This is a genomic window from Crocosphaera sp. XPORK-15E (assembly GCF_034931425.1).
Lineage (GTDB): Bacteria > Cyanobacteriota > Cyanobacteriia > Cyanobacteriales > Microcystaceae > UHCC-0190.
Genome location: NZ_JAYGHQ010000002.1, coordinates 171,304 through 186,402 on the forward strand (window position 1 = coordinate 171,304; position 15,099 = coordinate 186,402).

Consider the following 15,099-nt stretch of genomic DNA (forward strand, 5'->3'; position numbering starts at 1 on the left):
GGGTTGGGGGGATCAACTTTAACCCCGTCAGGTGAGTGATTCTAATCTCTGTTTCTAGACCAACCTAGCAAGCGTAGTTAAATTGAAACTTAAAAAGGTCAACTATGTCCAATTTTTTTGGGCTAAGGGTAAAATCACCGTGACCAGAAAGCCACCTAGTTGCGGACTGCGGCTAAAATCCAATGAACCGCCATAGAATTCAACAATATCATGAACAATTGTTAAGCCTAAGCCATGTCCTTTAATTAATTCATCTAATCGTAATCCACGTTGAGGAAGTAATGATATATCAGCCTCCTTGCATCCAGGGCCATCATCCGCGATCGCAATGACTAAATTTTCTTTAAAACTGATTTCAACTAATATACGTTTTTGGGCCCATTTAAAGGCATTGTCTAGTAAATTACCGATCAATTCTAGTAAATCTTCTCTGTCAAAATTAACTAATTCATCAGGTGAGTTGAGTTCAATTTGTAAATTTTTTTCTGCATAAATTTTTTTTAATAAATGTATTAGTGCAGTCAATTCCTGATGAGGATTAAATACAGTAATTGTTTGCTGACAACCAGAAATACGGGCGCGTTTCAGTTCACGTTCAATGTAACGATGAATAGTTGATGTTTGTGTTAGCAGTTGTTCTTGTAATTCAGGATGCTCGATAAAAATGGGGTTTTCTGCAATTCTAAATAACATTGCAAGTGGTGTTTTTAAAGCATGGGCCAGATTTCCGATAGCTGTGCGTGATTGTTGCAAACGGCGAACTACTAACAATAAAAGACGGTTAATTTCAATTACTAACGGCTTAATTTCTTTTGGTACTTTCTTCACCGTAATTTGTTGTTCTTTACCGTTAGTAACATCTATCAATTGTTTTTGGATAATCTTAAGTGGTTGTAAAGATTGTTTAACGTTGATGGTTTGCAAAACAATTGATAACAACAAAATCATCAAACATAAACCCAAATAAGTAAGGCGGATGTCAGAAATATCATGATGTATATTGGTTAAATCTTCAGCAATACTGATACTAACCTGATGTCCTAATCGATTAAAACTACGTCCCAACACAAGCAATGGTTGATGTTTTGGCCCATCCTTAAGATGATAAATAATTTTTTCTCCAACATCTAAATGTTTAACCTTCAAAGGTATATTTTGTAAAGACTTTGAGTAATATAAATTGTTGTCAATTAGTATTACATAATAGTGTCCTGAAAATGCTTGTTCGTAGACTGAACCGACGTGAAAACTATTGAAAACCAATTGATTTTTACTATTAGGGATGAGGGTGTCTATTAGAGAATCACCGTCATGAGTCAAGCGAGTGGTCATTTGTTTTTCTACAACAGCACTAATCACTATATCAGAGGCTAACCATTGAAGAAACAACACAACACAGAGGATTAAGGTTAAACCACGATTTAATCTTTGTTGTAAAGACATCATATATTTTCACCGAATATATAACCTTGACCACGACGGTTAACAATTAAATCTTTACCCACAATATGCCGCAATCGGTTAATATAAACCTCTATAACATTACTTCCTGGATCACCATCATATTCATAGATATGTTCCATTAGCTGGTTTTTGCTTAAAACCTTATTGGGATGAGTCATTAAATAACGTAACAAGCGAAATTCTAAAGCTGTTAATATAACCTGCTCTTGACCATTAATTAATACAGTTTGTTGCTCTTCATCAAGTTCAATACCAAACGCGCTAAGTTTTTCTTGGGGACGATGTTGAACCCGTTTAAGAATTGCCTGAATACGGGCTAAAAGTTCCTCAAAATGAAAAGGTTTGCCGAGATAGTCATCAGCACCAGCTTTAAAACCATCGACTTTTTCATGCCAGGAATCTCGTGCCGTTAATATAATTACAGGTACATTGTTGTCTGCTTCACGCCAAAGTCTTAATACTTCTAAACCAGATATTTTTGGCAAACCCAGGTCTAAAATAACAACATCATAGCTTTCAGTCATGCCTAAAAATTCTCCTTGCTCTCCATCAAAAGCAACATCTACAGCATAACCTGCACGCTTCAATTCCATTTTTATTGAGTTTGATAAATCCGGATCATCTTCAATTAAGAGTAACCGCATAAATTACTTGTTTCCCCTTGTGTCCCTTCGACAATTTTAGCCAGTTGTTTTAAAGAATTAAGATGATTCTAAGGTTGTGTCAAGTCGTTTATACCTAATCCCAGTAACTCGCCTTTTCCTGCAATTACTTCTCCAATTTTATAAGCAGAAATTTCTTTATTTTTAAACCAATTTAAGGTTAATTCTGCTTGAGTTGATGGAACAATTACGACAAATCCAATACCCATATTAAAAGTCTCAAACATAGCGGATTTTTCTACTTTTCCCAGATCAGCTATCCAATTAAAAATAGGTAAAATATCCCAACTATTAGGATCAATTTTAATTGATTGTCCTTGATTTAAACAACGGGGTAAATTTTCCGGTAAACCGCCCCCCGTAATATGGGCCATACCATGAATATTGATGTCAGATTTTAAGAGTTCAAGGATAGGTTTAACATAGATTTGAGTTGGAGTTAATAACACTTCTCCTAAAGATTTTTCGCCTAAAATATCAAAGTGATCACCCCAATTTAAGCCATTAACTTCAACAATTTTACGAACTAAACTAAAGCCATTACTATGAACCCCGCTACTGCCTAAACCAATAGCGACATCACCAACATTTACCTGAGAACCATTTAAGAGTTGATTTTTCTCAACAATTCCCACACAAAACCCCGCCGCATCATATTCTCCCGCCCCATAAAAACCAGGCATTTCTGCCGTTTCTCCCCCTAATAAAGCACAACCACTCAGGCGACATCCTTCAACAATTCCTGTTACTACATCGCTTAATTGTTGAGGGTTTAATTTGCCTGTTGCTAAATAATCTAAAAAGAATAAAGGTTCTGCCCCAGAGGTTAAAATATCATTGACACACATGGCAACCAAATCAATGCCTATGGTTTGATGAGAATTTAACCCTTGGGCAATTTTTAGCTTTGTACCGACTCCATCCGTGCCAGACACCAAAACGGGGTTATGATACCCTGTAGGTAACTCAAAATGTCCTCCGAACCCTCCTAGTCCCCCTAAAACCCCAGGACGATAGGTACTTTCAACCCCCCTGCGGATTTTTTCCACAAAAGACCGACCTGCTTCAATATTAACCCCTGCGTCTTGATAATCCATAAATAAAGAAACCTTGATGACTTGCCCTCAGTCATAGTAACCGATATAGTCTTTTTATCTCATAAAAAAATATAAAAATCTCTCAAGAAAGTTACTCATTATGATGTCATTTAACCTAAACCAAGTTGAAATCTCTATTATTCTCCCTTGTTACAATGAACAGGAAGGTATTGATCTACTGTTTGAGAGACTGCTAGGGGTTTTAGATAGTCTTAACGTCACCTATGAAGTGGTTTGTGTGGATGATGGCAGTAAAGATCAGACATTACAGCGTTTAATTGATTATCATCATCGTTATCCGGCCATTAAAGTTGTTAGTTTATCTCGCAATTTTGGCAAAGATATTGCCTTAACAGCAGGGTTAGAAAATGCCCAAGGACAAGCGATGATTCCCCTTGATGCTGATTTACAAGATCCTCCTGAACTAATTGAACAAATGATCGCTAAATGGCGTGAGGGTTATGATGTAGTTTATGCAAAACGTCGTTCAAGACAAGGGGAAAGTTTTATTAAACAATTGACTGCTAATGCTTTTTATCGCATTATTAGTCGTATTAGTAGTGTTCCCATTCCTCGTGATACGGGGGATTTTCGTTTATTAGATAGACGGGTAGTGGACGCGCTAAAAAGAATGCCTGAAAGAACCCGTTTTATGAAGGGTTTATTTGCTTGGGTTGGGTTTAAACAGACTTATATTATGTTTGATCGGCCAAACCGCCATCAAGGAACAACTAAATGGAATTACTGGAAATTGTGGAATTTTGCCCTAGATGGGATTACTTCTTTTAGTTTAATTCCTTTGAAAGTTTGGACATATCTGGGGGGAATTATTTCTTTATTAGCCTTTATTTATGGTAGTTTTCTGATTATGCGTACCTTGATTTTAGGTATTGATGTACCTGGATATGCTTCATTGATGGTGACAATGTTATTTATTGGAGGAATACAATTAATTACCCTTGGTATTCTTGGGGAATATTTGGGCAGAATTTATGAAGAAGTTAAACAACGTCCTCTATATTTGATCCGAGAACGTTATGGGTTTAATATTGATCCGACAGAGATGAAACATGGTAATTATTTGTTGTGATAAGATCCACTAAGAATGGGATATGATGGAATATTAGGAAACTTAGTTATTAAGGTTAACTATGAATCGACAATTAGTTGAATCTTTAATTTCAATTTTTCAATCACTTTCTGAGGAGGAACGTCAAATATTTGAACAACAATTATTCTTTAATGATCATCAAGTCAACATACAAGATATTATGAACCTAGCGGAAAAAAGTCATTGTTTTGATTTTCTCAATAATGAACCAGACATCTATACTTTAGAAGATGGAAAACCTATTTAATGTCTCTAAAAAAAGGAGATATTGTTTTAGTTCCTTTTCCCTTTATAGTAACGATTGAACGTAATTTAATCACCAGAAAACTTGGCAAATTAGGAACTAATTTATTACAAAAGCTGGATAATTGCCTTAAAAATACTTTCCAACTTTAAATTAAAATTAGATGTTAAACAATCATTGCATATAACTACTTACGAGGATGTTTTTTCATCAGTTTCTGTACTTGTTCTGCATGATAGGAACTGCGGGTTAAAGGGGAAGAAACCACCTGTAAAAAACCGATAGATTCCCCAAATGTTTGCCAAGCTTCAAATTGAGCAGGAGTGACAAATTCTTGTACTGCTAAATGTTTAGTAGAGGGTTGTAAATACTGTCCCAAAGTCAAAATATCACAATCAACTTGACGCAAATCTTCCATTACTTGGCGTACTTCTTCGTCCGTTTCTCCTAACCCTACCATGATGCCAGATTTAGTATAAACTTTGGAAGATAATTCCTTAGATCGTTGTAATAATAAAAGCGATCGCTGATAATCACCTTGGGGACGTACCCGACGATATAAACGGGAGACAGTTTCCGTATTATGGTTTAATACTTCGGGATTAGCTTCTATAATGATGCGTAAAGCCTCCCAATTGCCACATAAATCAGGTATTAAGACCTCAATCGTAGTTTTTGGCGAAAGTTTGCGAATTTCTTCAATACAGCGCACAAATTGAGATGCACCCCCATCAGGTAAATCATCACGGTTAACCGAAGTAATAACAACATGATTTAGTTTAAGTCTGCGGACTGCTTCAGCGAGGTTTAGGGGTTCTTGGGGGTCTAAGGCTTGGGGTTTTTTCTCAAAATCAATGTCACAATAGGGACAAGCACGGGTACAAGCGGGCCCCATAATTAAAAAGGTCGCCGTTCCTGCATTGAAGCATTCCCCAATATTAGGACAGGATGCCTCCTCACAGACCGTATTTAAGCCTAAATCCCGTAATATCTCCTTAACACTGCCCACCCGTTCCCATTGTGGTGCCTTTACCCTTAACCATTCTGGTTTAACCGCCACGCCCTACATACTCCTGTGCTGGAATTATCTTTACTTAGTGTATCTCAAAGAGCGTGGTAATATAGATGAGGAGCGATCGCTTACGGGATGTGGCGCAGCTTGGTAGCGCACTTCGTTCGGGACGAAGGGGCCGCAGGTTCGAATCCTGTCATCCCGATTGAATTTTGTTGTACAGTTTTTTGAAAGATAGTGTTAGGAACATCTCTACATAGTTTAATTTGTTGAAAGAGTTGGAGGGTTTGCATTATTCACGTTCCTTGATTTTATTGGAATAAAAGGAAAGAAAGCAATAACTATAATATTACGGAAAGTAACGATAGAATTCTCGACGATGAATAACACGGGCAAACGTAATTGTATCATCTTCAAGAAAAAAGCCAATTCTATAATCACCGACTCGGATGCGATAAGCATTATCGTCTCCTTTTAATTTTTTAAGATTGCTAATTTCCTTAAGATTTTGAACCGCTAAAATATCAGTAAAGACAAAGTTTTTTATGGCTGAGTAAGAGGATGTACTTTTTAAACCTTTAAGATCCTTAATAAAAGTAGGAAGATAATTGGTTTTCATTCTTTTTCTAATTCAATTAAGGCTTCCTCAAGGCTTAAGGGAGTTTCATCTTTAACCTCTATCATGGCACGATAGAGTCCTGTATCTTCGTAGGCTTCAATCATTTGTTGATAATCTTCAAAGTTAAGGATGACTTGTTGAATATTACCTTGATTATCAATAATTAAGTCTTGAGCTAAGGGATAATCTTTTATGTTCATGATTTTTCCTCATTTTTATAGAGTTTTGAATCTTCTTCTAATGTATCCTAAATTTTAGCTAAGAGTTCTTCACAGTCTTTAATCAATAGAATCGCTAGTTAATAGGTGTTGTCCAAGAAACGGGAACTGCTATAACATCAAGAGTCTCATTATTGTCAAACATTTCTAAAAGATAACCTGCTTCTGATTGTTGTTCATTAGGAAGCAAAAATTCAACAATTGTCCCTTGATCTCCTTTTTGAAAGATAGTGTTAGGAACATCTCTACATAGTTTAACTTGTTGTAGTTGTTGCCAATTATCTTGAGTATAGCCATAGTTAGCAAGTAGGATTCGCATAAGCTGTTAACATTTCCTTGGCTAATTCAAGAGATGCGATCGCTTGCTCTTTGCTAACACTGGGAAAATGATCTAAAAATACCTCTAATGAATCACCTGCTTCAAGATAATCGATTAAGGTTTTAATCAATGGTTATTCGCTTTTACGGCAATTTTATCTTAACTAAGACGAGAATAGTGAAAACAATTTAGACTGAAACTAATTCAGGTTCACTGATCAGACGTAATAGTTTAGAACGATCAACGTTTTTAAATAGCTTGTAAGTCATTTCTTTCTAGGCTATTAAGAGATTGTCCTGTAATAATAGAATAAAGAACATCTGGATCTAAATCAGCACCATTTTCCCAATAAATTGTTCCCCAATCAGGATTAATTTTGACGGTTTTAAAAAAATCTAAGTCTTTGAGGGGTTGAAAAATACCAACAAATTCAATGATTTTCTCAAGATCAATGATTCCAGCTTGATGATCTTCAAATTTAAGATACAGTTGATAATTGTCTAGGGGTTTGACTTCAATAATGTCTTTTAGCATAGTTTATTCTAAGGGGGAAATCAATTCTAAAGGTTGATTAAGTTTCGCAAGTTGCCAATTTTCTAGTAATTCTTGTTGATGAATAGCCGCCCATTCAATCACTAAACCCAGAATTCTCGGAGATAACTGACCTCGTAAGATAGCTAGATCTTTAATATCAATAATCGCTTTTTGTTGATTATAGCGAACATGAAAATGAGGAGGTGGATGGTCATTATAGTACATGGTGATAATGATTCCTAAAAAACGACTAATTTCTGGCATAAAGGAATACCGAGTTTTTGCGATAATTCAAGGGCTTGTTGGCAATGGGTGAGGGCAAGATCGGGGCGATTCATTTTGTGGGCGATCACCTTTTTATACTGTCCTATACAAACTCTATATGGTTGTACATTTCTTCGGGTTCAAGAATTTCCCAGATTAAGAGTAAGCCTCGAATTATTTGACTAATAGATTTACTTTGTTGGGGACAGTAAGCGATTCCTGCATGAATTATAGATGATTGATTGATTCTTAAAAAGTCAGTATCTTGAGTAAAAATTACGCGACCATTGGATAAAGCAAATTGCAGTTGTATTTCATCGGATACCCCTAATAAATTTTCTTCTGGAGTGGTGGTAACATCAAGGCCTCGATGACGTAATCCAAGGGCAATGCTATAGCTCACATTTTCATCTAGGTGAAATTTAATCTTGTTACCCATTCATTTTTCTTAGTTTTTCTTGGACTAAAGACGGTGTTTTAGCTTTCATTTCCTTCGCAAAGGCATCATCATCTGCGATTTGTTGTCTAATTTCTTCGAGATGATCGTGATAGTAAGAAAGGGCTGCGTAAACGTCGGCTAGGGTAATACTGGGATAATGATAAACAATTTCATCGGGGGACATTCCCATTCGTTCGTGCCAAATAACGACATCTTGGACTTTGATACGATGACCTGCGATGCGCGGTTTACCTCCACAGGTTTCTGGGGTAATTTCAATGTGATTGATTAAAGTTGTTGTCATTGATAATCCTCGTAATTTGTTGATCTTTATTGAATTAAGTTGTCGAAATTTTGGTAAGGGTAAGGTTAATGACTGCTACTCCAATTTGTTGTAAATTTTGTTCATAACGCAAATTTTGATCAGTCGTCAGTAGGATTGTAAAACCATTCTGACTCATTAATTTTAGCAATTCACCGTTCTTTTTCCCTGACCATCCCATCTCGACAACTGTGTGAATATCATAATTAATAAATTCACGCTTTAAAGGCCGTGGAGTACATTCATCAAGTAGGATTCGCATAAGCTGTTAACATTTCCTTGGCTAATTCAAGAGATGCGATCGCTTGCTCTCGGCTGACACTGGGAAAATGAGCTAAAAATACCTCTAATGAATCACCTGCTTCAAGATAATCGAGTAAGGTTTTAATAGGTACGCGAGTCCCTGTAAATACGGGAGTTCCTCCCAGAATATCGGGATCGCTGTGAATAATAGGAGATGTAAGTACCATAATTAATATCACTCAATGGTTATTCGCTTTTACGGCAATTTTATCTTAACTAAGACGAGAATAGTGAAAACAATTTAGACTGAAACTAATTCAGGTTCACTGATCAGCCGTAATAGTTTAGAACTATCAACAGTTTCCATCGCAAAGGTTTGACCATTTTGATCAGTAAAGTGAATCAGAAAAGCTTGTTGATCAAAGGACATTAAAACAGTTCCCATTTGTCCGCGACGGAGGAGGATGGGTTGATGGGTGGTTTTGTGAGTTGCTGTGATATCTTCGGTTAGGGCAACGAGGTCGTATTCTTGAATAATGTTCATCATAAAAAAGTTAATCAATAGAGGAAAAGCCTAGCCAGTAAAGTAATGAAAAGTCTAAATTATCAATATCTACAGGGGCTAAGACACCAATTTTTTTGATGATTAGAGATTTTTCTATGGTATAAATGCCTCTTTTTTCGGCAGTTAAAACATTGAGTCTAGCTTGTTGCCATTCTTGACGGTTCCAATGATAGTTTTCATAGATATTTGTTTATCTTTGGGGTTATTCTTCATCGGGTAATTGAAATAATTCATCTCCGATTAAATCGGGTAAGTCTTCGGTATGAACGTGAAGATGGGAGATAGAACTGCTTAACTGAGCAAGGATATCGCCTTTTTGATCAATGCTAAGATTAGCGAGTTTAAGTTGATTGAGTAGGGTTAAGACGGTACTACATTCTTCCCCTAATTCGGTTAACAAAACATTTAAGGTGTTATTCAGTTGTGTTTGGTTATTTTCTTGGGTAAGCATTATTGACCTCGTTTTAAACGTTTTTCTGCTCTGGCTAAACTTTTTTTGAGTCCGTTGATTTCTTTTTCCCAATAGGCAATTAAGTTCAAGTCTGGCGATTCTTTAGCTTTTTCATCGGTAATTTTTTGATAGTGTTTTTCAATTTGGTCGCGTAAGCTGGCAACGGATTTGCGAAATTGTCTTTTGGGCAATGGTGTTTTTGATGAGATGAATTATAAGAGATTTTAACATTTTTATTTCCCTAAATCCTCCTGAATTTTAGCTAAGAGTTCTTCACAGTCTTTAACAATGATTCCCCCCTTTTTAAGGGGGGTTAGGGGGGATCAGAATCCTGAATTTTAGCTAACAGTTCCTCACAGTCTTTAACCAAAGGAATACCCAGTTGTTGCGATAATTCAAGGGCTTCTTGGCAATGGGTGAAGGCAAGTTCGGGGCGATTCGTTTTGTGGGCGATTTCAGCAAGAGCTTTTAAACTCTCGGCGATAAAAGGTTTAACGTTAATTTCTTGGGAAATAACTAAGGATTCTTGAATTTTACTTTCTGCTTCGCTGTAGTTTTCCAGTTTGAGCAATGCCTCCCCTATATTGTTTAGAGAATTTGCAATCCCTCGCCGATAGCCGATTTCTTTACTAATGTCGTGATATTGCTGGTAGTAGGCGATCGCTTTTTCATACTGCCCCAAGGAACCATAACAATTACCTAAATTGCCTAGAGAAATTGCCACCCCTTGCCGATGGCCGATTTCCTCACTGATGTCGAGAGATTGCTGGTGGTGGGCGATCGCCTCCTCATATCGCTCCAATAATCTATAACAACTCCCTAAATTCCCTAGAGAAGTTGCCACCCCTTGCCGATCGCCGATTTCCTCACTGATGTCGTGATGTCGCTTGTGATACTTGATCGCTTTTTGATACTTTCCCAAGCAGCGATAACAAAGTCCTAAACTCCCGTAAGAATTTGCTACACTTTGCCGATCATCCATTTCTTTTTGGATTTTAAGAGATTTCTTGTGATACTTGATCGCTGTTTGATACTTTCCCAAGGAGCGATGACAAAGTCCTAAATTCCCTAGAGAAGCTGCCACCCCTTGCCTATCGCCGATTTCTTCACTGATGTCGTGATGTTGCTGTTGATAGGCGATGGCTTTTTCATACTGCCCCAAGGAATCATAACAATTGCCCAGACGGTTTAACGAGTAGCGATAACAATCTTGTTCTCGTTGACTCCCTGCACTTACTTGCTCATATAACTGCGCTTGCTGACGATAAAAGCCTTGTAAATCCAAAAAGTAATAAACCGATTTATTTTTCCCTTCTCCCCCTCGCTCCTCATTCAAAATATCAAAGGCTAACTGCCATTCTCCCAATTCCCCTGCATGGTAAAACCCCTCTAAATACGCCGTCAAATCGTCTAAAGATTCCCAAGGGGGTGCGGGTAAATGTGCCAAAAAATAATCTAACGCTGACTGATGCGCCGATCGCAACACCTCAGAATCTGCTTGCTGTTGCACCACCATTGAAATTAAAGGCAAAAACTGAAACCGTCGCCGTTTTCCCTTGAGGGGTTCGGGGGGAAACTCCTGCAACAAGGACAAACGGGCTAAATACCGTAACTCTGTGTCTGTTACCTCTGCGGTTAACCCCTGAGCTAAATCTAGAGCAAAAATCCCTCGCAATACGGATAACCGCTTTAAAATATCCCCTAAACGTTCCGATAATCGCTTCAAACTGGCTTCTACTACTTCTCTAACACAGGTTTCCGTATCACGGTGATAACCTTCCACCGCAAACAAATCTAAGCCTAAGTTTTCCGACTCGGTAACGCAAACCCCTTCCCCAAGTTCATCCACCATCCAACTACACACCAGTTGCATTAAGAGGGGATGTCGTGCCATTTTGTTAACAAATTCGGCTAATTCCCCATCCGTTCCCGTTAACCCGTAGTCTTCCGTCACATAACGAATGGCATCGGCTTCTGCTAACCCTTTTAGGGGCAAACCATAACAACGCTGTAGCAAGTTGGGGGCAAATTTTGGCTGTTCCCGACTGGTGAGCAATAGCTTGCTGTTGCGTCCTTTTCCTAACCATTGGCTCAAAAATTGATGATAAACCGAGTTTCCTTCTGCTGTTAGCACGGTTTCCAAATTATTCAACACTAATAAACAAGGTTCAGCGATTAATGCCTGTATCATCTGCTGGATTAACGTCTCCTCATCCCATTTTTCATCATAAGCTTGCTTTAACTGTTCTAACAGCCAACGCCCAAATTGCGCCAAGGGGTAAGGCTGGTTGAAATTGACCCAAAATACTCGCCAATCATGGTTTAACTGCTCTTTAAACTTCGCTGCTAGGGCAGTTTTGCCATAACCTCCTGCTGCTGTTATCTCGATTAAGCGGATATTATCATCGTTTAACGCTGTTTTTAGTTTATCCATTTCTTCCTGTCGTCCTTGCCACTTATACACAGGAGGGAGTGTGGTATCTATTACCGCAGTAGGGGTAACGGGAGGGGGTGACGCTTGACCATAATAATTATTAACTGTTTTATTACCAGCAACATTATCCCCTGGCCCTAAATGATTTTGATTAGCGGTTTGATTCATCCTGCGTCATTCCTTGTCTTTGACTATGATTTGTGTGATTGAATGATGGACTATGATTATTTTTTCGGGATTATTTCTATGATAAATCTGTATATTTGGCAAATTTTCCTTGTGCTTTGTAAGTTTGTTCCGGCATTAAAATTACCTAAACTTTTTTAATATTTATCTATATTTTAGCATTTTTATACGATAGCTTAGAATTAAATTAGTAATCATCTAAGAGCTTATTTGTCAACAAAATCTTAAAATCTTGCTTAGGGTAGATTAGGAGGCGATCACTATGGCTAAATCAAACCTTGAATTATGTCCATTTTCCCTATCCCAAATTTACCCAAATGTGGTATAACTTATAATATAAGGATAAGGACAACAAGGAGATAAAATTATGTTTAATTTTTCAGGAACCAGACCGAATAATTTAGGTGTTAAAGATGGTAAGTTAACTGCTTGTCCAGGAACGCCCAATTGTGTTAATAGTCAAAGTTCAGATGCTCAATCAAAAATTGCTCCCCTTCCTAACATGGCAATTTCTGAATTAAAGAAAATTGTTGAAAATATGGAAAGAACCACTATCATCGAAGAAACGGATAACTATCTTTATGCTGAATTTAAAACCCCATTAATGGGATTTGTTGATGATGTTGAATTTTATCTTAATTCTAATGAAAATGTGATTCATGTCCGTTCTGCTTCTCGTTTAGGAAAATCAGATTTAGGGCTTAACCGGAAACGAGTTGAAGAAATTCGTGCTAAAATTCAAAGCAAAAACTAACCTTAAATAACAGTAAAATTCGTAAAAAACAAAGGGTTGATCACTGAAAAAACATGGCTGAACAATTTACAAAAGGCGGACAAGAAGCTTGGTATCATGACCGAGGACATTGGGCGGGATACTTTCATACTTATGACAATTTTAACATTGGTAGCCCAAATCATAAACCTCATAGAGTTCATATTTTCCTACCAAGAAACTATGAATACAGTCATGAACACTATCCCGTTATTTATATGAATGATGGGGATACTGCCTTTTTTCCTGGGGGAGAATATCACAAAAGTTGGAATATGGCAGGGATTTTAACCAGACTATATTTAGGCAATCAAATTCGTAAAGTGATTGTGGTTGCTATCTGTCCTATTAACCGTGATTATGAATACACTCATGCCCCTGTTTGGGGGTCAGAATGGGGAGGTTTAGAGCATTATTCTAACTATGTTGCAGAGTCGGTAAAAGGGTTTGTCGATTCTAATTATAGAACCATTCCTGATCCTTATAATTCAATGGTATTAGGGTCATCTCATGGGGGCTTAGCTGCTTTTTATACAGCGACAAGACATCCTAATAAATTCCGTTGTGTGGCGGCTCTTTCTCCCTCCTTTTGGGTAGGATTAGATTCCACAATTGATTTTTCTTTGTTAGAATTATCAGGAAGCTTTTTAGGATCTCTCGAATACTCTGCCCTACTTCTAGAAGGCTCTAATACCTTAAAAGATCCTAGCTTACAACCTAAGATATATTTAGATTGGGGGTTAATTCGTGAGGGGGGTTTTCATAACTCTTTTATTGAAGAAAGAGCCACAGCAAGGGGTCGAGAAATGAGGGATTTATTAATCAGAGATTTTGGTTATAGATACAATGAAAACTTATTTGTTGTTGAGGATGGAATTGGTCAACATAGTGAAGAATCTTGGTCTGGCCGAATGGAAAATGTGCTAAGAATCTTTTTTAGTTGGTAAATTTAAGAAAGGATCAAGATCACGACTCTTTAAAAAATCGCTTAATTGTCTCTAGGGGCAATTATATTCTATACTTGAGTAAGTTTAATTGATTCTTACATCATCATGGTAACTGAGAAAAAAATCCAAGAAAATATCAATGATTTCCAAACTAATTGGTAATATGAATTTGAACACGCTCATAATGATTAGAATTTGATAAGTGGTAACTTCCTACCCACGAGATAGTAAATTATCTCTTAATGCTTCAAAATAAAGAGCGATGGGGAACTGATAATATTCTAAAATCAACCACACAACACAACTTAAATGAGCCACAAAAGTCAAGCAAACCCAAAAGTAAGGAAACCAGAATAGGGTACTATCAGGTAAAGGGGGAAACAGATAAGCCCCTAAACCAACAATTGTTGTTGGTAACACCACAAAAGCAAGGGCAAAAAAACGATATACCCATTGTATTCTTTGGGAGGAGCGAATGCCTTGCCAACTTTTTCCTGTCCAATACCAAGTTAAAGGAAGTTGACTATCTACAATTGTAATCGCTTGTTTATCTAAATTGGCCGTAAAAATATGACGGCAAAAGTTACAAGCAAAAGCTTCCATCAAAGGTAAAGTGGTAATTTCACCATGACGACAAACGGGACAGTGATAAGCACCGTAATAGTTTAATGAAGTTGGAGATTGAGGGGAATGAGACATGGGCAAACTTGAAAAAATCTTAGGCCAGATTAGGAGGAATCGTCAACTTTAAGCGTCGTAATTGTTGCTGAATAATATTTTGAAGTTTATCCCTCTGAATCTCTATTTGTTGTTCCTTATTTCCGGGGGTTTCCCGAAAAATGATACTGTCAATATATTCAACCGAAAACAGTTGAAATAACAGATGAGTAACCGGAATAGAAATAATCCGAATTTCAGGATTAATAATACCTTGAAACGTTTCTGCATCCCTTCGCGTCGTAAACCCATAAATCACCCTTTTTTCCTCTTGAGGCTTTTTACGATTACTGAGGGTTGTCACTAACCAAGAGCGATTTTGACCATGTAAAACATAATATTTACTATGTTCCAGTTGACTCGCAAAGAATTTGAGGGTGGGAGCGACCGCTTTTTCCATCACAGGGGAAGGAACACCATGTTGAGGAGCTTCCTTAATGAGAATTTCTAATTGCTCGTCTAAATACATAGGGAGTTTC

General features: G+C 37.3%; 24 protein-coding genes and 1 tRNA gene. 5 read left to right on the top strand and 20 right to left on the bottom strand.

All coding sequences use genetic code 11. The features are described from left to right. Window positions 1-102: 102 nt before the first annotated feature. The 3 genes from VB691_RS02270 to purM all read right to left on the bottom strand — a co-directional run bounded on the left by VB691_RS02270 (window position 103) and on the right by purM (window position 3,223). Entirely contained in the window at window positions 103-1,446 is a 1,344-nt protein-coding gene (locus VB691_RS02270) for a sensor histidine kinase (RefSeq protein WP_323289834.1), read from the bottom strand. Beyond that, window positions 1,443-2,108 carry a response regulator transcription factor gene (locus VB691_RS02275; protein WP_323289835.1) on the bottom strand — a complete coding sequence of 222 codons (666 nt, stop codon included), beginning with the start codon at window positions 2,106-2,108 and terminating at the stop codon, window positions 1,443-1,445. Before VB691_RS02275 ends, VB691_RS02270 begins: the two co-directional genes overlap by 4 nt. A gap of 68 nt (window positions 2,109-2,176) precedes the next feature. Next, the gene (gene purM / locus VB691_RS02280; RefSeq protein ID WP_323289836.1) at window positions 2,177-3,223 is read right to left on the bottom strand and encodes a phosphoribosylformylglycinamidine cyclo-ligase; all 1,047 of its coding nucleotides are present in this window, start codon (window positions 3,221-3,223) and stop codon (window positions 2,177-2,179) included. A 103-nt stretch (window positions 3,224-3,326) separates the two neighbouring features. On the opposite strand from purM, the gene VB691_RS02285 reads away from it, so the two are divergent. Together VB691_RS02285 and VB691_RS02290 are read left to right on the top strand one after the other, a co-directional pair. Beyond that, entirely contained in the window at window positions 3,327-4,313 is a 987-nt protein-coding gene (locus tag VB691_RS02285) for a glycosyltransferase family 2 protein (RefSeq protein ID WP_323289936.1), read from the top strand. A 61-nt stretch (window positions 4,314-4,374) separates the two neighbouring features. Continuing rightward, a complete protein-coding gene (locus tag VB691_RS02290; RefSeq protein ID WP_323289837.1) occupies window positions 4,375-4,581 on the top strand; it encodes a hypothetical protein in 207 nt (68 codons plus the stop codon). Between the two features lie 184 nt (window positions 4,582-4,765). On the opposite strand, the gene lipA is transcribed toward VB691_RS02290, so the two are convergent. Further along, window positions 4,766-5,638, bottom strand: a complete 873-nt coding sequence (lipA, locus tag VB691_RS02295) for a lipoyl synthase (RefSeq protein ID WP_323289838.1) — start codon at window positions 5,636-5,638, stop codon at window positions 4,766-4,768. Window positions 5,639-5,721: 83 nt separating this feature from the next. Between lipA and VB691_RS02300 the strand changes: the two genes are divergently transcribed. Then, a tRNA-Pro gene (locus VB691_RS02300) sits at window positions 5,722-5,795 on the top strand. A gap of 144 nt (window positions 5,796-5,939) precedes the next feature. On the opposite strand, the gene VB691_RS02305 is transcribed toward VB691_RS02300, so the two are convergent. From VB691_RS02305 to VB691_RS02370, 14 genes are all read right to left on the bottom strand, one after another. After that, window positions 5,940-6,209, bottom strand: a complete 270-nt coding sequence (locus tag VB691_RS02305; protein ID WP_323289839.1) for a type II toxin-antitoxin system RelE/ParE family toxin — start codon at window positions 6,207-6,209, stop codon at window positions 5,940-5,942. Beyond that, entirely contained in the window at window positions 6,206-6,409 is a 204-nt protein-coding gene (locus tag VB691_RS02310) for a hypothetical protein (RefSeq protein ID WP_323289840.1), read from the bottom strand. The genes VB691_RS02305 and VB691_RS02310 overlap by 4 nt, the downstream gene beginning before the upstream one ends. 94 nt (window positions 6,410-6,503) lie before the next feature. Further along, window positions 6,504-6,746 (bottom strand): DUF4926 domain-containing protein, encoded by a 243-nt coding sequence (locus VB691_RS02315; RefSeq protein ID WP_323289841.1) that lies wholly within the window; start codon window positions 6,744-6,746, stop codon window positions 6,504-6,506. Further along, complete coding sequence (locus VB691_RS02320; RefSeq protein ID WP_323289842.1) at window positions 6,727-6,876, bottom strand: DUF433 domain-containing protein; 150 nt, start codon at window positions 6,874-6,876, stop codon at window positions 6,727-6,729. The genes VB691_RS02315 and VB691_RS02320 overlap by 20 nt, the downstream gene beginning before the upstream one ends. 119 nt (window positions 6,877-6,995) lie before the next feature. Further along, on the bottom strand, window positions 6,996-7,280 hold the full coding sequence (locus VB691_RS02325) for a DUF2442 domain-containing protein (RefSeq protein ID WP_323289843.1): 285 nt from the start codon (window positions 7,278-7,280) through the stop codon (window positions 6,996-6,998). A gap of 3 nt (window positions 7,281-7,283) precedes the next feature. Then, window positions 7,284-7,544: a DUF4160 domain-containing protein gene (locus VB691_RS02330; RefSeq protein WP_323289844.1), complete on the bottom strand. Its 261-nt coding sequence runs from the start codon at window positions 7,542-7,544 to the stop codon at window positions 7,284-7,286. 103 nt (window positions 7,545-7,647) lie between these two features. Then, window positions 7,648-7,983 carry a DUF5615 family PIN-like protein gene (locus VB691_RS02335; protein WP_323289845.1) on the bottom strand — a complete coding sequence of 112 codons (336 nt, stop codon included), beginning with the start codon at window positions 7,981-7,983 and terminating at the stop codon, window positions 7,648-7,650. Next, window positions 7,976-8,287 (bottom strand): DUF433 domain-containing protein, encoded by a 312-nt coding sequence (locus tag VB691_RS02340; protein ID WP_323289846.1) that lies wholly within the window; start codon window positions 8,285-8,287, stop codon window positions 7,976-7,978. Before VB691_RS02340 ends, VB691_RS02335 begins: the two co-directional genes overlap by 8 nt. A 34-nt stretch (window positions 8,288-8,321) precedes the next feature. Further along, a complete protein-coding gene (locus VB691_RS02345; protein ID WP_323289847.1) occupies window positions 8,322-8,567 on the bottom strand; it encodes a hypothetical protein in 246 nt (81 codons plus the stop codon). Continuing rightward, window positions 8,551-8,775, bottom strand: coding sequence for a DUF433 domain-containing protein (locus VB691_RS02350; RefSeq protein WP_323289848.1), 225 nt, complete (start codon window positions 8,773-8,775; stop codon window positions 8,551-8,553). The genes VB691_RS02345 and VB691_RS02350 overlap by 17 nt, the downstream gene beginning before the upstream one ends. 74 nt (window positions 8,776-8,849) lie before the next feature. Beyond that, window positions 8,850-9,095, bottom strand: a complete 246-nt coding sequence (locus VB691_RS02355; protein WP_416244582.1) for a DUF4926 domain-containing protein — start codon at window positions 9,093-9,095, stop codon at window positions 8,850-8,852. Between the two features lie 220 nt (window positions 9,096-9,315). Then, the gene (locus VB691_RS02360; protein ID WP_323289849.1) at window positions 9,316-9,564 is read right to left on the bottom strand and encodes a hypothetical protein; all 249 of its coding nucleotides are present in this window, start codon (window positions 9,562-9,564) and stop codon (window positions 9,316-9,318) included. Next, window positions 9,564-9,755, bottom strand: a complete 192-nt coding sequence (locus VB691_RS02365; protein WP_323289850.1) for a hypothetical protein — start codon at window positions 9,753-9,755, stop codon at window positions 9,564-9,566. The genes VB691_RS02360 and VB691_RS02365 overlap by 1 nt, the downstream gene beginning before the upstream one ends. 122 nt (window positions 9,756-9,877) lie before the next feature. Next, a complete protein-coding gene (locus tag VB691_RS02370; protein WP_323289851.1) occupies window positions 9,878-12,166 on the bottom strand; it encodes a tetratricopeptide repeat protein in 2,289 nt (762 codons plus the stop codon). Between the two features lie 385 nt (window positions 12,167-12,551). On the opposite strand from VB691_RS02370, the gene VB691_RS02375 reads away from it, so the two are divergent. Both VB691_RS02375 and VB691_RS02380 read left to right on the top strand, forming a co-directional pair. Then, window positions 12,552-12,938: a DUF1499 domain-containing protein gene (locus VB691_RS02375; protein ID WP_323289852.1), complete on the top strand. Its 387-nt coding sequence runs from the start codon at window positions 12,552-12,554 to the stop codon at window positions 12,936-12,938. Between the two features lie 53 nt (window positions 12,939-12,991). Beyond that, window positions 12,992-13,903 carry an alpha/beta hydrolase gene (locus tag VB691_RS02380; protein ID WP_323289853.1) on the top strand — a complete coding sequence of 304 codons (912 nt, stop codon included), beginning with the start codon at window positions 12,992-12,994 and terminating at the stop codon, window positions 13,901-13,903. A gap of 213 nt (window positions 13,904-14,116) precedes the next feature. Here VB691_RS02380 and VB691_RS02385 read toward each other — a convergent pair whose 3' ends face one another. Both VB691_RS02385 and VB691_RS02390 read right to left on the bottom strand, forming a co-directional pair. Next, window positions 14,117-14,602: a hypothetical protein gene (locus VB691_RS02385; protein ID WP_323289854.1), complete on the bottom strand. Its 486-nt coding sequence runs from the start codon at window positions 14,600-14,602 to the stop codon at window positions 14,117-14,119. 19 nt (window positions 14,603-14,621) lie between these two features. Then, window positions 14,622-15,089, bottom strand: coding sequence for a hypothetical protein (locus VB691_RS02390; RefSeq protein ID WP_323289855.1), 468 nt, complete (start codon window positions 15,087-15,089; stop codon window positions 14,622-14,624). Window positions 15,090-15,099: the final 10 nt, after the last annotated feature.

Coding starts and splice junctions, on each gene's coding strand:
- VB691_RS02345 (WP_323289847.1), bottom strand. CDS start 8,567: ATGCGAATCCTACTTGATGAATGTACTCCACGGCCTTTAAAGCGTGAA.
- VB691_RS02355 (WP_416244582.1), bottom strand. CDS start 9,095: ATGATGAACATTATTCAAGAATACGACCTCGTTGCCCTAACCGAAGAT.
- VB691_RS02370 (WP_323289851.1), bottom strand. CDS start 12,166: ATGAATCAAACCGCTAATCAAAATCATTTAGGGCCAGGGGATAATGTT.
- VB691_RS02330 (WP_323289844.1), bottom strand. CDS start 7,544: ATGCCAGAAATTAGTCGTTTTTTAGGAATCATTATCACCATGTACTAT.
- VB691_RS02285 (WP_323289936.1), top strand. CDS start 3,327: ATGTCATTTAACCTAAACCAAGTTGAAATCTCTATTATTCTCCCTTGT.
- VB691_RS02290 (WP_323289837.1), top strand. CDS start 4,375: ATGAATCGACAATTAGTTGAATCTTTAATTTCAATTTTTCAATCACTT.
- VB691_RS02315 (WP_323289841.1), bottom strand. CDS start 6,746: ATGCGAATCCTACTTGCTAACTATGGCTATACTCAAGATAATTGGCAA.
- VB691_RS02340 (WP_323289846.1), bottom strand. CDS start 8,287: ATGACAACAACTTTAATCAATCACATTGAAATTACCCCAGAAACCTGT.
- VB691_RS02335 (WP_323289845.1), bottom strand. CDS start 7,983: ATGGGTAACAAGATTAAATTTCACCTAGATGAAAATGTGAGCTATAGC.
- VB691_RS02385 (WP_323289854.1), bottom strand. CDS start 14,602: ATGTCTCATTCCCCTCAATCTCCAACTTCATTAAACTATTACGGTGCT.
- purM (WP_323289836.1), bottom strand. CDS start 3,223: ATGGATTATCAAGACGCAGGGGTTAATATTGAAGCAGGTCGGTCTTTT.
- VB691_RS02325 (WP_323289843.1), bottom strand. CDS start 7,280: ATGCTAAAAGACATTATTGAAGTCAAACCCCTAGACAATTATCAACTG.
- VB691_RS02270 (WP_323289834.1), bottom strand. CDS start 1,446: ATGATGTCTTTACAACAAAGATTAAATCGTGGTTTAACCTTAATCCTC.
- VB691_RS02380 (WP_323289853.1), top strand. CDS start 12,992: ATGGCTGAACAATTTACAAAAGGCGGACAAGAAGCTTGGTATCATGAC.
- VB691_RS02350 (WP_323289848.1), bottom strand. CDS start 8,775: ATGGTACTTACATCTCCTATTATTCACAGCGATCCCGATATTCTGGGA.
- VB691_RS02310 (WP_323289840.1), bottom strand. CDS start 6,409: ATGAACATAAAAGATTATCCCTTAGCTCAAGACTTAATTATTGATAAT.
- VB691_RS02305 (WP_323289839.1), bottom strand. CDS start 6,209: ATGAAAACCAATTATCTTCCTACTTTTATTAAGGATCTTAAAGGTTTA.
- VB691_RS02390 (WP_323289855.1), bottom strand. CDS start 15,089: ATGTATTTAGACGAGCAATTAGAAATTCTCATTAAGGAAGCTCCTCAA.
- VB691_RS02275 (WP_323289835.1), bottom strand. CDS start 2,108: ATGCGGTTACTCTTAATTGAAGATGATCCGGATTTATCAAACTCAATA.
- VB691_RS02375 (WP_323289852.1), top strand. CDS start 12,552: ATGTTTAATTTTTCAGGAACCAGACCGAATAATTTAGGTGTTAAAGAT.
- VB691_RS02360 (WP_323289849.1), bottom strand. CDS start 9,564: ATGCTTACCCAAGAAAATAACCAAACACAACTGAATAACACCTTAAAT.